Annotated in this window: 12 protein-coding genes and 1 pseudogene; 12 read left to right on the top strand and 1 reads right to left on the bottom strand. The window is 65.4% G+C overall.

The annotated features are described in order from the left end of the window. Positions 1-75: 75 nt before the first annotated feature. From phaC to DVS29_RS02540, 10 genes and pseudogenes are all read left to right on the top strand, one after another. A complete protein-coding gene (gene phaC, locus DVS29_RS02585) occupies positions 76-2040 on the top strand; it encodes a class I poly(R)-hydroxyalkanoic acid synthase (protein WP_164707830.1) in 1965 nt (654 codons plus the stop codon). 197 nt (positions 2041-2237) lie between these two features. Further along, positions 2238-3419, top strand: coding sequence for an acetyl-CoA C-acetyltransferase (locus DVS29_RS02580; RefSeq protein WP_118178879.1), 1182 nt, complete (start codon positions 2238-2240; stop codon positions 3417-3419). An 81-nt stretch (positions 3420-3500) separates the two neighbouring features. After that, positions 3501-4241, top strand: coding sequence for a 3-ketoacyl-ACP reductase (locus DVS29_RS02575; RefSeq protein WP_118178878.1), 741 nt, complete (start codon positions 3501-3503; stop codon positions 4239-4241). A 125-nt stretch (positions 4242-4366) separates the two neighbouring features. Further along, positions 4367-4945 carry a polyhydroxyalkanoate synthesis repressor PhaR gene (gene phaR, locus DVS29_RS02570; protein WP_118178877.1) on the top strand — a complete coding sequence of 193 codons (579 nt, stop codon included), beginning with the start codon at positions 4367-4369 and terminating at the stop codon, positions 4943-4945. A gap of 68 nt (positions 4946-5013) precedes the next feature. Continuing rightward, a pseudogene (locus DVS29_RS38215) lies at positions 5014-5976 on the top strand (DUF3800 domain-containing protein). A gap of 277 nt (positions 5977-6253) precedes the next feature. Next, positions 6254-7654 carry a 30S ribosomal protein S12 methylthiotransferase RimO gene (rimO, locus tag DVS29_RS02560; protein WP_118178876.1) on the top strand — a complete coding sequence of 467 codons (1401 nt, stop codon included), beginning with the start codon at positions 6254-6256 and terminating at the stop codon, positions 7652-7654. A 4-nt stretch (positions 7655-7658) separates the two neighbouring features. Next, complete coding sequence (locus tag DVS29_RS02555) at positions 7659-8594, top strand: sugar kinase (protein WP_118178875.1); 936 nt, start codon at positions 7659-7661, stop codon at positions 8592-8594. Positions 8595-8690: 96 nt separating this feature from the next. Beyond that, positions 8691-9875, top strand: coding sequence for a beta-ketothiolase BktB (gene bktB, locus DVS29_RS02550; RefSeq protein ID WP_118178874.1), 1185 nt, complete (start codon positions 8691-8693; stop codon positions 9873-9875). 106 nt (positions 9876-9981) lie between these two features. Beyond that, positions 9982-10749: a hypothetical protein gene (locus tag DVS29_RS02545; protein ID WP_240655427.1), complete on the top strand. Its 768-nt coding sequence runs from the start codon at positions 9982-9984 to the stop codon at positions 10747-10749. 137 nt (positions 10750-10886) lie between these two features. Next, positions 10887-12101, top strand: coding sequence for a cystathionine beta-lyase (locus DVS29_RS02540; protein WP_118178873.1), 1215 nt, complete (start codon positions 10887-10889; stop codon positions 12099-12101). A gap of 40 nt (positions 12102-12141) precedes the next feature. On the opposite strand, the gene DVS29_RS02535 is transcribed toward DVS29_RS02540, so the two are convergent. Beyond that, positions 12142-13542, bottom strand: a complete 1401-nt coding sequence (locus tag DVS29_RS02535; RefSeq protein ID WP_118178872.1) for a methyl-accepting chemotaxis protein — start codon at positions 13540-13542, stop codon at positions 12142-12144. A 223-nt stretch (positions 13543-13765) separates the two neighbouring features. Between DVS29_RS02535 and DVS29_RS02530 the strand changes: the two genes are divergently transcribed. Both DVS29_RS02530 and DVS29_RS02525 read left to right on the top strand, forming a co-directional pair. After that, on the top strand, positions 13766-14077 hold the full coding sequence (locus tag DVS29_RS02530; protein ID WP_118178871.1) for a high-potential iron-sulfur protein: 312 nt from the start codon (positions 13766-13768) through the stop codon (positions 14075-14077). Positions 14078-14170: 93 nt separating this feature from the next. Next, complete coding sequence (locus DVS29_RS02525) at positions 14171-15202, top strand: aldo/keto reductase (protein ID WP_118178870.1); 1032 nt, start codon at positions 14171-14173, stop codon at positions 15200-15202. Positions 15203-15211: the final 9 nt, after the last annotated feature.

Below are 15211 nucleotides of genomic sequence, written 5' to 3'. Positions count from 1 at the left end.
TCCGCGATGACTAACCGGCATATGCGCGGCACATGCCGGTTCGAGCGGGGTCTCAAGCAGGGGTCAAAGGCAGGTATGGCTGCATCACAACGTTCCTCCAGTTCTTCCTCCAGCACCGACACTGCTTCGGAAAGCAACGCGCAAACCGCGAACGGCGCCGCCGGCATGCAGCAGATGTTCGACGCGTGGATGAACGCGTGGAGTTCGGTAGCAAAGACCGCGCAGGACAACATGACGTCGAGCGGCGGTCCGTCCGCCGCGCAGACGCACAACGCGTGGTGGCCCACCGGCGCGCCGATGGGAGCGCAGATGGGCGCGGCGAATGCAGCGAATCCGTTCTCGGCATTCCAGTCGTTCCAGATGCCCAACCTCGCGTCGATGCCGGACTTCAGCAAGGCCGCCGCGACGCTTTCGCCATTCGCGAACATCAAGCTGCCCGGCGCGATGCTGCCGCCCGAGCGTCTGCAGAAGTTGCAGTCCGACTATTCGCGCGAAGCGATGCAACTGCTCAAGCAGACCACGGAAAGCTCGTCCACCGCACCCGAACTGAACGACCGGCGCTTCAGCGCCGACGCATGGAAGGCCACGCCGGCCTATGCGTTCACGGCCGCGTGGTATCTGCTCAACGCGCGCTATCTGCATGAGCTCGTCGAAGCGATCGATACCGATCCGAAAACGCGCGAGCGCATCCGCTTCGCCGTGCAGCAGTGGACCGCGGCCGCGTCGCCCAGCAACTTCCTCGCGCTGAATCCGGAAGCGCAGAAAACGCTGCTCGACAGTCACGGCGAGAGCCTGCGGCAGGGCGTGATGAATCTGCTGTCCGATCTGCAGCGCGGCAAGATCTCGCAGACGGATGAATCGCGCTTCGTGGTCGGCAAGAATCTCGCGAACACCGAAGGTGCGGTCGTGTTCGAGAACGACCTGATCCAGCTGATCCAGTACAAGCCGCGCGCGGCTACCGTGCGCGAGCGGCCGCTGCTGATCGTGCCGCCGTGCATCAACAAGTTCTACATCCTCGATCTCCAACCTGAGAACTCGCTCGTCGCGCATGCGCTCGAAGCGGGGCATCAGGTCTTCCTCGTGTCGTGGCGCAACGCCGATCAATCGATCGCCGGCAAGACGTGGGACCACTACGTCGAAGAGGGTGTCCTCACCGCGATCGAGACGACGCGCCAGATCAGCGGCCGCGAGCAGATCAACACGCTCGGCTTCTGCATCGGCGGCACGATGCTGGCCACCGCGCTTTCGGTGGCGGCCGCGCGCGGCGAACATCCGGCCGCGTCGCTGACGCTGCTCACCGCGATGCTCGATTTCTGCGACACCGGCGTGCTCGACGTGTTCGTCGACGAGGCGCACGTGCAGATGCGCGAGCAGACCATCGGCGGCAAGAACGGCGCGCCCGCGGGACTCATGCGCGGCGTCGAGTTCGCGAACACTTTCTCGTTCCTGCGTCCGAACGACCTCGTGTGGAATTACGTGGTCGACAACTACCTGAAGGGACGCACGCCCGCGCCGTTCGACCTGCTGTTCTGGAACAGCGACTCGACGAATTTCCCGGGGCCGGCGTACGTCTGGTACCTGCGCAACACGTATCTCGAGAACCGGCTGCGCGAACCCGGCTCGTTGACGGTGTGCGGCGAGAAGGTCGACCTGTCGCGCATCGACGTGCCCACCTTCATCTACGGTTCACGCGAAGATCACATCGTGCCGTGGAAGACCGCGTACGCGTCGGTGCCGCTCCTGACAGGCCCGTTGCGCTTCGTGCTCGGCGCGTCGGGCCACATCGCGGGCGTGATCAATCCGCCGGCGAAGAAGAAACGCAATTACTGGGTGATGCAGGGCGAAGGACGCGAGCTGCCGGAAGACGCAGACGCATGGCTTGGCGAGGCGACCGAAGTGCCGGGCAGCTGGTGGCCCGAGTGGACAGCATGGCTCGATCAATACGGAGGGAAGAAAGTCAAGCCACGTGCGCAGCTCGGCTCGGCGGAGTACCCGGAGATCGAGCCCGCGCCCGGGCGTTATGTGCAGCAGCGCGACTGAGGCCGTTCTTTCTGGCTTCGGGTGGTGCCTGATGTTGCGATGAAGGCCGCGACCGACGTGGCGAAGGCTACGGCGGCGCTGCGCGGGTTGCGGCGGCAGAACTGGCGGCAAGGACTTGTTTTTTCAACTTGGACGGGCGAAAGCGCCGCGGGCCGGTAGGACACGGCAGGCAGGCGTGACGCCCAGAGGACATCGCAATGACTGACGTAGTGATCGTATCGGCCGCACGGACGGCCGTGGGCAAATTCGGCGGGTCGCTGGCGAAGATCGCCGCACCCGAACTCGGCGCGAAGGTGATCGTGGCAGCGCTCGAGCGGGCCGGCGTGAAGCCGGACCAGGTCAGCGAAGTCATCATGGGCCAGGTGCTCGCCGCGGGCTCGGGTCAGAACCCCGCGCGCCAGGCGCTGATCAAGGCGGGCCTGCCGGACATGGTGCCCGGCATGACCATCAACAAGGTGTGCGGCTCCGGCCTGAAGGCGGTGATGCTCGCGGCGAACGCGATCATCGCGGGCGACGCGGAGATCGTCGTGGCGGGCGGCCAGGAAAACATGAGCGCGGCACCGCACGTGCTGCCGGGCTCGCGCGACGGTTTCCGGATGGGTGACGCGAAGCTGATCGACACGATGATCGTCGACGGTCTGTGGGACGTGTACAACCAGTACCACATGGGTATCACGGCCGAAAACGTCGCGAAGGAATACGGCATCACGCGTCAGGCGCAGGACGAACTCGCCGCGGCGTCGCAGAACAAGGCCGAGGCCGCGCAGAAGTCGGGCCGTTTCGACGACGAGATCGTGCCGGTCGAGATCCCACAACGCAAGGGCGAGCCGCTGCGCTTCGCGACGGACGAATTCGTGCGTCACGGCGTGACGGCCGAGTCGCTCGCGGGTCTGAAGCCTGCCTTCACGAAGGAAGGTTCGGTGACCGCCGCGAACGCGTCGGGCATCAACGACGGCGCGGCAGCGGTCGTCGTGATGTCGGCGAAGAAGGCGGAAGCGCTGGGCCTCACGCCGCTCGCGCGCATCAAGGCGTACGCGAACGCGGGCGTCGATCCGAAGGTGATGGGCATGGGTCCTGTGCCGGCATCGCGTCGCTGTCTCGAGCGCGCGGGCTGGTCGCCGGCGGATCTGGACCTGATGGAAATCAACGAGGCGTTCGCCGCTCAGGCGCTCGCCGTGCACAAACAGATGGGCTGGGACATGTCGAAGGTCAACGTGAACGGCGGCGCGATCGCGATCGGTCACCCGATCGGCGCGTCGGGCTGCCGGATTCTCGTGACGCTCCTGCACGAAATGCAGAAGCGCGATGCGAAGAAGGGCCTCGCATCGCTGTGTATCGGCGGTGGGATGGGCGTCGCGCTGGCGGTCGAACGCGGCTGAATTCGGCTGGATTCGGCAGCGTGATGCCACGACAGGAGGCTGCCGGTCGGCACCTCGGACAACGATAATGGAGTGAGGTTTATGTCACAGCGAATTGCATATGTCACGGGCGGGATGGGCGGCATCGGAACCAGCATCTGCCAGCGCCTGCACAAGCAGGGGTTCAAGGTCGTCGCGGGCTGCGGCCCGAACTCGCCGCGCCGCGTGAAGTGGATCGAGGATCAGAAAGCGCTCGGCTACGACTTCATTGCATCGGAAGGCAACGTCGGCGACTGGGATTCGACGAAAGAAGCGTTCGACAAGGTGAAGGCCGAAGTCGGCGAGGTCGATGTGCTGGTCAACAACGCGGGCATCACGCGCGACGTCGTGTTCCGCAAGATGACGCGCGAAGACTGGACCGCGGTGATCGACACGAACCTGACGAGCCTCTTCAACGTGACGAAGCAGGTGATCGACGGCATGGTCGAGCGCGGCTGGGGCCGTGTCATCAACATCTCGTCGGTGAACGGCCAGAAAGGGCAGTTCGGCCAGACCAACTACTCGACCGCGAAGGCCGGTATCCACGGCTTCACGATGTCGCTCGCGCAGGAAGTGGCGACCAAGGGCGTGACGGTCAACACGGTGTCGCCGGGCTACATCGGCACGGACATGGTGAAGTCGATCCGTCCGGATGTGCTCGAGAAGATCGTCGCGACGATTCCGGTGCGCCGTCTCGGCCAGCCGGATGAAATCGGCTCGATCGTCTCGTGGCTCGCTTCGGACGAGTCGGGTTTCTCGACGGGCGCGGACTTCTCGTTGAACGGCGGTCTGCACATGGGCTGATCCGGCAGGCGCGCCGGCCGCATCCGTAACGGGCCGGCGCACCCGATGGGTCAGATGTTGATGGGCTGCGTTCCACTTTCAGGTGAACGCGGCTTTTGCGCTTCACGGGCGCTCAAAGGCGTTACATGACGACTACTACAAAGAAAACAGCCGAACGACTCATCAAGAAATATCCGAACCGTCGGCTGTATGACACGGAGACGAGCACGTACATCACGCTGACCGACGTGAAGCAGCTCGTACTGGACCAGGAGGATTTCAAGGTCATCGATGCGAAGAGCAACGAGGACCTGACGCGCAGCATCCTGTTGCAGATCATTCTCGAAGAAGAGAGCGGCGGCCTGCCGATGTTCTCGTCGTCGATGCTGTCGCAGATCATCCGCTTCTACGGTCACGCGATGCAGGGCATGATGGGCACGTACCTGGAAAAGAACATCCAGGCGTTCATCGACATCCAGAACAAGCTCGCGGATCAATCGAAGAACCTTTACGAAGGCAACGCGATGAATCCGGAGGTCTGGTCGCAGTTCATGAACATGCAGGCGCCGATGATGCAGGGCATGATGACCAGCTACATCGAGCAGTCGAAGAACATGTTCGTGCAGATGCAGGAGCAGATGCAGAACCAGGCGAAGTCGATGTTCAGCACATTCCCGTTCAAGCAGCCGGCGGGCGCGGATAATCCGGAGCCGGAGAAGAAGTAACTTCGAAGAGCGGTGCTTCTTCTTGCATCGGGCAAGGATGAACGTGACTGCGGAAAGGGCTGAATCGATTGGTCCGGCTTCGTTTTGCTTTCGAAAGTGTTGACGCATCGAATCTCGTCTATTACGATCTCCTCACGATCAGGCAATGCCTGAGTCGCTCGTCGAACGGGGAAACCTGGCGACAAATACGGTCACAGACCGCCAAACAGCCGCTTCAAGCGGCTGTTTTCATTTCCGGGGCCGATTTGTCGTATATCTGTTACATCGATGAGGCGGGTTGCAGCGCTCCGTTGCCCGGCAGGAAAACCGACATCCAGCCGCTGCTGGTGATTGCCGGTCTGATCGTCCAGCAGGATGCGCTTGCCGATATCACGCGCGAATTTCTCACACTGAAGCGCAGGTACTTTCCGGGGTCGTTCAAGTCGATCCACCTGCTCGATGACGTGCGGGAGGAAATCAAGGGTTCCAGCCTGTGAAGCTCGATCCGCAGAAAAGCGCATCACGCGCGCATCGAACTGCGGTTCATCGATGACACGCTCGAGCTGCTCGAACATTTCGAATGTCGCATCCTGGCGGACATCTGGGTCAAGGGCATTGCAATGCCATTCAAGGCACGGGAGACCTACACCGGATCGGTCCAGCATGCGTGCCGTACGTTTCAGGCGTTTCTGGAGAGCAAAAGGTCCAGCGGCTTCATCGTCGCGGATTTCCGGACGACGCAACTCAACGACCAGGTCGCCCATTCGATCTTCACGCAAAAGTACCGCGCAAGGGGCGACCCGTTCGCACGCATCCTCGAGCTACCGACGTTTGGCGTGAGCAACAATCATGTCGGCCTGCAGATGACCGACGTCCTGTGCTCGGCGTTACTGTTCCCCATGGCATCGTCGGTCTACTGCTTCGGTCACGTGAGCGGCGTCCACGTGAATGCGCGTGATCTTGTGGTACGGCGTCGCTATTGCAAACGCCTGAAGAAGCTTCAGTTCAAGGCAGGTGGCGGCTGGAGCGTATGGGTGTCGGACAAGCACTGAAGGCGCTCGTCGGCGGAGCTGTTCGTGAGCCCGCCCATTGTGTGCAAAGGCGGGACGGCGCCAGAATCCCACATGGCGGCGAGAGACAGGCCGGGTATCGAACTGCGGGCGGTGCTGGACAACCTGCCTCCAGGGTCCGATGACCACGTAGCTCCTGCGATGCCGCTGGGAGAAGGCGGATTCCGGTCGCAGGGCGATCCTGCGGGCGCGGTACAATGACGGGCTGCGTGTGCCGCACACGCCCACTCCGTCGTCGCTCACCCGCTGGACCACTCACATGTCGCAAACCGCTTCCCCCACCGCGCCCGCCACCGCATCGGCGAACGCCCCCAAAGTCGGCTTCGTCAGCCTCGGCTGCCCGAAAGCCCTGGTCGACTCCGAACAGATCATCACGCAGCTGCGCGCCGAGGGCTACGACATCGCCGGCACGTATAACGGCGCGGACCTCGTCGTCGTGAACACCTGCGGATTCATCGACGAAGCGGTGCAGGAAAGCCTCGACGCGATCGGCGAAGCGCTCGCCGAGAACGGCAAGGTGATCGTCACCGGTTGCCTCGGCGCGAAGCAGAGCGCGAGCGGCTCGAACCTGATCGAGGAAGTGCACCCGAAGGTACTCGCCGTGACCGGTCCGCACGCTGTTGGCGAAGTGATGCAGGCGGTGCACAGCCATCTGCCGAAGCCGCACGATCCGTTCGTCGATCTGGTGCCGGCCGCGGGCGTGAAGCTCACGCCGCGCCACTACGCGTACCTGAAGATTTCCGAAGGCTGCAACCACCGCTGCACGTTCTGCATCATCCCGTCGATGCGCGGCGATCTGGTATCGCGTCCGGTCGCGGAAGTGATGCTCGAGGCGGAAAACCTGTTCAAGTCCGGCGTCAAGGAACTGCTCGTGATCTCGCAGGACACGAGCGCGTACGGCGTCGACGTGAAATACCGCACCGGCTTCTGGAACGGCAAGCCGGTCAAGACCCGCATGACGGACCTCGTCGGTGCGCTCGGCGAACTCGCCGCGCAGTACGGCGCGTGGGTGCGCCTGCACTACGTCTATCCGTATCCGAGCGTCGACGAGATCATCCCGATGATGGCCGCGGGGCCGCTGAAGGGCCACGTGCTGCCGTACCTCGACGTGCCGTTCCAGCACGCGCACCCGGAAGTGTTGAAGCGTATGAAGCGTCCCGCGAACGCGGAGAAAGTGATGGAGCGGGTGCGCGCATGGCGCGAGATCTGTCCGGATCTCACCATCCGCAGCACGTTCATCGCCGGCTTTCCGGGTGAAACGGAGGAGCAGTTCGAAACGCTCCTCGACTTCATCCGTGAAGCGGAACTCGATCGCGTCGGCTGCTTTGCCTATTCGCCGGTCGAAGGCGCCAGCGCGAACGAACTCGACGGCGCGCTGCCCGACGAAGTGCGCGAAGCGCGCCGCGCGCGCTTCATGGAAGTCGCCGAGCAGGTGTCGGCGAAGCGCATCGCGAAGAAGGTCGGCAAGACGCTGAAGGTGCTCGTCGACGAAGTGAACGCGGATGGCGGCATCGGCCGCACGGCGGCGGATGCGCCGGAAATCGACGGCGTCGTGTACGTCGCGCCGGCTACCAAGGCGTCGAAGCGCTACAAGGTTGGCGACTTCGTGTCGGTGAAGATCACCGGCGCCGACGGTCACGATCTGTGGGGCGAGGTCTAAGCGCATGGCGACCGCCCCGGCTGGCCATCCGCAGATCCTCGCGCTCGGCGAGGCGATGATCGAATTCAATCAGGCGTCGGCCGGCAATCCGTCCTACCTGCAGGGCTTCGGCGGCGACACGTCGAACTTCTGTATCGCGGCGTCGCGTCAGGGCGCGCACACGGGTTTCGTGTCCGCCGTCGGCAACGACCAGTTCGGGCGTCTGTTGATCGAACTGTGGCAGCGCGAAGCGGTCGATACGTCGACGGTGCGCGTCGATCCCGCCGCGCCCACGGGCGTCTATTTCGTGTCGCACGGGCCCGCCGGCCACCAGTTCGACTATCTGCGCGCCGGCTCGGCCGCAAGCCGCTACGCGCCACAGGATTTGCCGCTCGATGCGCTCGCCGCCGCGAAGGTCGTGCATCTGTCCGGCATCAGTCTCGCGATCGGCACGCAGCCGTGCGATGCGGCGTTCGCCGCGATCGCGCATGCGCGGGACAACGGCGCACGCGTGAGCTTCGATACGAACCTGCGGCTGAAGCTGTGGCCGCTCGCGCGGGCGCGCGCGGTGATGCGCGAAGCGCTGCGCCAGACCGACATCTGCCTGCCGAGCTGGGACGACGTGACCGCGTTGACGGGCCTCACGATGCGCGACGACATCGTCGATCATCTGCTCGCGCTCGGGCCCACGGTGGTCGCGCTGAAGCTCGGCAAGGAGGGCGCCTACGTCGCGACGCCGACCGAGCGGCGCATGGTGCCGGGCCACATCGTCGAAGCGGTCGATGCGACCGGCGCGGGCGACTGCTTCGGCGGTGCGTTCATTGCGCGGCTGATCGAAGGCGACGATCCGTTCACGGCGGCGCGCTACGCGAACGTGGCCGCCGCGCTGTCCACGCAGGGCTTCGGCGCGGTCGCGCCGATCCCCGACCGCGCGCTGGTCGAGCGCGTGCTGGCAGGCTGACACGCCGCCGCGCGCGGCCGCCATGCATAACGACGCCCGTCGAACCTCGAACGGGCGCGGCAGCAGATCCGGTTCAACCTCATCTGGGAGCGAGCGATGCAACGTGAAGTCGTGGTGGTGAGCGGTGTACGGACGGCAATCGGCGATTTCGGCGGCAGCCTGAAAGATTTCGCGCCGACGGAACTGGGCGCGAAGGTCGTGCGCGAGGTGCTGTCGCGCGCGGGCGTCGGCGGCGACGAGGTCGGGCACGTGGTGTTCGGCAGCGTGATCCACACCGAGCCGAAGGACATGTACCTCGCGCGCGTCGCCGCGATGAACGGCGGCGTATCGAAAGACGCGCCGGCGCTGACGGTGAACCGGCTGTGCGGCTCGGGCCTGCAGGCAATCGTCTCGGCCGCGCAAAGCGTGCTGCTCGGCGATGCGGACATCGCGATCGGCGGCGGCGCTGAAAGCATGAGCCGCGCGCCGTATCTGGCGCCTGCCGCGCGCTTCGGTCAGCGCATGGGCGACGCAAAGCTCGTCGACATGATGCTGGGCGCGCTGCACGACCCGTTCCAGACCATCCACATGGGCGTCACCGCCGAAAACGTCGCGAAGCAGTACGGCATCTCGCGCGACGCACAGGACGCGCTCGCGCTCGAATCGCATCGCCGCGCGGCGAAAGCGATCGAAAGCGGCTACTTCAAGGATCAGATCCTGCCCATCACGCTCGCGTCGAAGAAAGGCGACAGCATGTTCGACGCCGACGAGCACGTTCGTCACGACGCCACCGCCGAAGACTTCTCGAAGCTCAAGCCTGTGTTTGCGAAAGAGAACGGCACGGTGACGGCGGGCAACGCGTCAGGCATCAACGACGCGGCCGCGGCCGTCGTGCTGATGGAGCGCAAGGTGGCCGAAGCACGTGGCGCGAAGCCGCTCGGCCGGCTCGTCGCTTACGCGCATGCAGGCGTCGATCCGGCGTACATGGGCATCGGCCCGGTACCGGCCACGCAGAAGGTGCTGCAGCGCGCGGGCCTCACGGTGAACGATCTCGATGTGATCGAGGCGAACGAGGCCTTCGCGGCGCAGGCGTGCGCGGTGAGCCAGCAGCTCGGCCTCGATCCGGCGAAGGTCAACCCGAACGGCTCGGGCATTTCGCTCGGCCATCCGATCGGCGCGACGGGCGCGCTGATCACCGTGAAGGCGCTCTACGAACTGCAACGCATCGGCGGGCGCTATGCGCTCGTGACGATGTGCATCGGCGGCGGGCAGGGCATCGCGGCGATTTTCGAGCGCATCTGACACGAGCGCGTGGCGTGGCGCGGCGCTGCGCGACGCCGCAGATCACACCGCCATCCGCGCCATCGCCAGTACCACAGCACTCCAGCACTACGAAGGAAGCAATACGATGCAGCAACCGCATTCGATCGACTCACTGCTCCAACGCCCGCGTCGCCATCGTGCATGGCCGGCGCTAGTCTGCTCGCTGGCGTGGCTGGCCGGTGCCGGCGCGCTGGTCGCGCTGCCGGTCACGGCACACGCCCAGAGCGACGCGGTGAAGGAACTGGCCGCGCCGCCGCCGATCCAGTTGCCGCTGAAACCCAATCCCGAATTCGCGAAGTTTCCGCGCTACGTCGGGATGCTCGGCAACCGCCAGATCGTGCTGCGGCTCGGCCCGAAAACCGACGATCCGTCGGGCGTGCACGGCGAATATCAGTACGCCGATAACGGCGAGGTGATCCTGATCGCGGGCGACCGCGAGGACACGACGCTCGAAGTCGAGGAATCGAACGACGGCACGCATATCACCGGCAACTGGGTCGGCAAGTTCGCAGCGAACGGCGTGCTGGACGGCGACCGGATGGACGTCGACGATTCGAACCCGCTGCCGTTCGACCTGCATCCGCTCGCGGCCGGGCAGCCGCTGCCGTCGAAGGACGAAAGCCAGCGCGAGGCCGCGGCGGCGCTCAAGGCCATGCCACCTGACGCTGCATCGGGCGCGGGCGATGCGGGCAACGCGGGCAACGCGCAGGACAACGCCGGCGCGCAGCAATCCGCACCGTCGCAGCAAAGCGCGCCAGCCGCAGCGGCGCAGGCACCCACCACGGCCGCGCCAGCGAAACCCCAACCCGGCCATCAGGTCAACGGCGTCAGCAACCTGACGACCGGCGACTGACACTTTCAAACGACGCCTGCACTGCGGCAGCCCATCACTGCGTACGAACCCACGGCGCTCGCCCCAACGCCGCCTGAACCCTACGTCGGCCGCCGCGCATCCGTCCTAACCAGAACCGTGACCTTCTCCCGTCCATCATGAGCCAATCCCGTTCCAGCCGGTCGCAGCAGACCCGCATCGTGCACGCCGAAGACAAGATCACGCCGGGCTTCGATTCGTTTTCGGTGCCGGTTGCGCGTGCATCGACCGTCGTGTTCCCCGATCTCGCGACCTTGCGCGCGCTCGACTGGCGAGATGACACGCAGTGGCGCTACGGCCTGCACGCGACGCCGACCTCGGCCGCGCTGACGCAGCGGCTCGCCGCGATCGAAGGCGGCGAGCACGCGCTGCTGTATCCGTCGGGGCTGTCCGCGATCTCGGGCGTGTACTTCGCGTTCGTCAAATCCGGCGACGACGTGCTGATTCCGGACAACGTCTATTCGCCGAACCGCGATCACGGCGACTGGCTCGCGCGCGACTTCGGGCTGTCGGTGCGCTACTACGACCCGATGATCGGTGCGGGCATCGCCGACCTGATCCGGCCGGAGACGAAGCTGATCTGGCTGGAAGCGCCCGGTTCGGTGACGATGGAAGTGCCCGACACGCGCGCGATCACCGCGGTCGCGAAGGCTCGCGGCGTGCTGACGGCCACCGACAACACCTATTCCGCTGGCCTCGCGTTCAAGCCGTTCGAACTCGGCATCGACATCTCGGTGCAGGCGCTGACCAAGTACCAGTCCGGCGGCAGCGACCTGCTGATGGGCGCGGCGATCACCGCGAACCACGACCTGCACCTGAAGCTGAAGGCGGCGCGGATGCGCGTCGGCATCGGCGTCTCCGCCGACGACTGCTCGCTCGTGCTGCGCAGCCTGCCGAGCATGAAAGTGCGCTTCGAGCAGCACGATCGCAGCGCGCTCGCGCTCGCACGCTGGCTCAAGACGCGTCCGGAGATTGCCGCTGTGCTGCATCCGGCGCTGCCGGACTGCCCGGGCCACGAGTTCTTCGCGCGCGATTTCAGCGGCGGCGCCGGCGGGCTGTTTTCCGTCGTGTTCGATGGCCGCTACACGCCCGCGCAGGTCGACGCGTTCTGCGAAGCGCTGGAGCTGTTCGCGCTCGGCTGGAGCTGGGGCGGCGCGCACAGTCTCGTGATGCCGTACAACATCGGCAGCATGCGCAGCGCGGCGCAATGGCCGCACGCGGGTACGCTGGTGCGCTTCTACGTCGGTCTCGAAGACGAGGCGGATCTGCGTGCCGACATCGGCCGGGCGCTGGATGGCCTCGACCAGCAACCGGAAATCGGCAGCGTGAAATAAGCGCTCGTACCTGCGCTCAATTCCGCGTTCGCAGCCGCGCTTATACCCTGTAACCCATCCGCAACCCGCCCCAGTGACGCCCCGCGACCGTCACGGGCGCGGAGGCATCCTTCATCAGCACGAACTCGCCGCCGCCCATGTCACGGCGATAAGTCTGCAGCAGGAAGCGTTTGGTGTTCGCGCCGGCCGCGGCGCCGGTGCGGTCGTTGAAGATGCGCCGGTTGCGGCAGTTCGCGGCGTTCCAGACCGGATCGTCGCGTTGCGGCTGTGAAAACTTCAGGTTGTGGGTCGGCAGATAGCCGCGCCGGTCGATCGCCGCGCAGAACGCGACACGTGGGTCGAAGCCGGAAAGCGGCTCCTGGATGGGCGGCAGCACGCGATCGGTGAACGCGGTGAAGCGTGTCATGTACTGCGGCGGATCGGTGCCGCGAATCGGCTCGTAGCGTTCGTCGAACAGGTCGGCGAGCGTGATCTCGCCGCGCTCCACTGCCGCTTCGAACAGCTTGCCAATCTTCGCGGCGGCTTCCTCGACGGCCGCGATGAAGCGCGTATCGTCAGTTTCGATGCCGGTCGCGGCCGTCAGCTCGATCAACGTTTCCGACACACCGAGCAGCCTGCCGAGCCGCGTCTTCGCCTGCACGAAGTTTTCGCTCGATTCCTCGACCTCGCCGGCCATTTCCAGCACCTGCGCCTCGAGCCCCGTGCAGCGCGTTTCGATGTCGCCGGTCAGGTTGGCGATCTGGTCCGCCTCGCCGTTCAGCTGGGTGATCGCGTGGCCCGTCGAATGCACGATGTCGCCGATCGTCCGCGTGCCTTCGCGAACCCGGTGCGCGCGCTCGGTGTTCACCGAGCCTTCGCTGATAAGCTGCTCGGTCTGCTGCCGCAACTGCGCGAGCGTGCTTTCGATCTGGCTCGTCGCCTGCGCGGTCTTCGACGACAGGTTCTTCACTTCCGCCGCGACCACCGCGAAGCTCTTGCCGGATTCGCCGGCACGCGCGGCCTCGATCGCCGCGTTGATCGCGAGCAGGTGGGTTTGTCGCGCGATCGTCGAGATTTCCTCGGACACGTTGCTGACATGCGCGAGCGCCGAGCGCAGCGCGTCGATCTGGCTTTCGATCACGGTCACGCCTTCGACGAGGCCGTGGATATCCGCAAGCGATGCCTCCAGCGTGCGCTGCGATTCCTGCACGCCGGTCGCCGCATGCGCGGTCACGTCGCGCATCCCGCGCGCGGCGCTCGCGATGCGACGGTTGCCTTCCATCGTCCGTGCCGCCGATTCGCGCAGTGCGCGGCAGACCTGCGCCTGGCGCTCGACGCGCGTCGCGACTTCGTCCACGTGGCCCGACACGTCGCAGATCTCGATGCCGAGCTTGCCGGCCTGCGCGGCGATATCGCCGACGATGCCCGGCGCGCGGCGGAACCGCGGGAACCCGAAACGCATGATGGCGTGCCTCCCTGATGTGCCTGCTGGTTCTGTTCGTCGATTCTCCATGCGCTATCGACCGCGGTGGCGCCGCGCCTTATCGGTATCGACCCTGCCTTCTGCATGCGCTGCGGTCTGATCCGCAAATGGGCGCGAAAGCTGAAAGGCCGCCGTCATGCATGCGCGGACGAACTCGGGTAACGTGAAGTGCTCAACCGCCCGCAGATCGACGAGCCCGCCCATGACCGCCTCCCGCCGCACCTTCATTCTCGCCAGCCTGAGCGCCGGCGCATCCGTCGCGCTGTCGCGCGCCGCGTTCGGCGAGGACGCGCAGAAGCTCGCCGAAAGCGACCCGAAGGCCCAGTCGCTCGGCTATGTCCGCGATGCGTCGCGGGTCGACAAGACGCGCTTTCCGAACTACGTCGCGGGTCAGACGTGCGCGAACTGCTCGCTGTACCAGGGCAGCCCGAAAGACGCGTGGTCGAAATGCATGCCGTTCGGCGACAAGCTCGTCGCGCAGCACGGCTGGTGCAGCGCGTACACGAACATGTGACGCAAGTGCCGGCGAGCGCGTGCCCGCCTGACTGCATGCGCGTGGACGTTGCAGTACCCTGATATTTCTTTCGCCACCTTTACGAGGATCAGCATGGAATATCGACATCTCGGCGCATCGGGCTTCAAGGTTCCGGTGCTCAGCTTCGGTACCGGCACGTTCGGCGGCAAGGGCGAATTCTTCCAGGCGTGGGGCGAGACCGATGTCGCCGAGGCGCGCAAGCTGGTCGACATCTGTCTCGACGCGGGCGTGACGATGTTCGACAGCGCGGACATCTATTCGAGCGGCGCGTCGGAGTCGGTGCTTGGCGAAGCGGTGAAAGGGCGCCGCGACAAGGTGCTGATTTCCACCAAGGCGACCTTCCGTTTCGACGACGAGCCGAACAACGTCGGCTCGTCGCGCTTTCACCTGATCAACGCGGTCGACGCCGCGCTGAAACGCCTGCAGACCGACTACATCGACCTGTTCCAGTTGCACGGCTTCGACGCGAAAACGCCGGTGCAGGAAGTGCTGTCCACGCTCGACGACCTCGTGCGCGCCGGCAAGATCCGCTACACGGGCGTGTCGAATTTCTCGGGCTGGCATCTGATGAAGTCGCTCGACGTCGCGGACCGCTACGGTTATCCGCGCTATGTCGCGAACCAGACGTACTACTCGCTGATCGGCCGTGACTACGAATGGGAGCTGATGCCGCTCGGCCTCGATCAGGGCGTCGGCGCGGTGGTGTGGAGTCCGCTTGGCTGGGGGCGTCTGACCGGCAAGATCCGTCGCGGCCAGCCGCTGCCGGCGGCAAGCCGCCTGCACAAGACGGCCGATATGGGGCCGCCGGTGCCGGACGAGTACCTGTTTCGCGTCGTCGATGCGCTCGACGCGATCGCCGAGGAAACCGGCAAGACCATCCCGCAGATCGCACTGAACTGGCTGCTGCAGCGGCCGACAGTGGCCACCGTGCTGATCGGCGCGCGCAACGAGGAGCAGTTGCGACAGAACCTGGGTTCGGTGGGCTGGAACCTGACGCCGGAGCAGGTCGCGAAGCTCGACGAAGCGAGCCGGCTGCGCCCGGCGTATCCGTACTGGCATCAACAGGGCTTCGACGAGCGCAATCCGTTTCCGGTCAACGTTTGACGCGTGCCA

This window comes from Paraburkholderia phosphatilytica, assembly GCF_003443895.1.
GTDB lineage: Bacteria > Pseudomonadota > Gammaproteobacteria > Burkholderiales > Burkholderiaceae > Paraburkholderia > Paraburkholderia phosphatilytica.
The sequence above is the reverse complement of the archived record's forward strand: the minus strand, read 5'-3'. Positions and strand labels throughout refer to the sequence as shown.

Excerpts from the sequence above, each read along its gene's own strand:
- phaC (WP_164707830.1), top strand. The coding sequence starts at position 76 with ATGGCTGCATCACAACGTTCCTCCAGTTCTTCCTCCAGCACCGACACT.
- DVS29_RS02580 (WP_118178879.1), top strand. The coding sequence starts at position 2,238 with ATGACTGACGTAGTGATCGTATCGGCCGCACGGACGGCCGTGGGCAAA.
- DVS29_RS02575 (WP_118178878.1), top strand. The coding sequence starts at position 3,501 with ATGTCACAGCGAATTGCATATGTCACGGGCGGGATGGGCGGCATCGGA.
- phaR (WP_118178877.1), top strand. The coding sequence starts at position 4,367 with ATGACGACTACTACAAAGAAAACAGCCGAACGACTCATCAAGAAATAT.
- rimO (WP_118178876.1), top strand. The coding sequence starts at position 6,254 with ATGTCGCAAACCGCTTCCCCCACCGCGCCCGCCACCGCATCGGCGAAC.
- DVS29_RS02555 (WP_118178875.1), top strand. The coding sequence starts at position 7,659 with ATGGCGACCGCCCCGGCTGGCCATCCGCAGATCCTCGCGCTCGGCGAG.
- bktB (WP_118178874.1), top strand. The coding sequence starts at position 8,691 with ATGCAACGTGAAGTCGTGGTGGTGAGCGGTGTACGGACGGCAATCGGC.
- DVS29_RS02545 (WP_240655427.1), top strand. The coding sequence starts at position 9,982 with ATGCAGCAACCGCATTCGATCGACTCACTGCTCCAACGCCCGCGTCGC.
- DVS29_RS02540 (WP_118178873.1), top strand. The coding sequence starts at position 10,887 with ATGAGCCAATCCCGTTCCAGCCGGTCGCAGCAGACCCGCATCGTGCAC.
- DVS29_RS02535 (WP_118178872.1), bottom strand. The coding sequence starts at position 13,542 with ATGCGTTTCGGGTTCCCGCGGTTCCGCCGCGCGCCGGGCATCGTCGGC.
- DVS29_RS02530 (WP_118178871.1), top strand. The coding sequence starts at position 13,766 with ATGACCGCCTCCCGCCGCACCTTCATTCTCGCCAGCCTGAGCGCCGGC.
- DVS29_RS02525 (WP_118178870.1), top strand. The coding sequence starts at position 14,171 with ATGGAATATCGACATCTCGGCGCATCGGGCTTCAAGGTTCCGGTGCTC.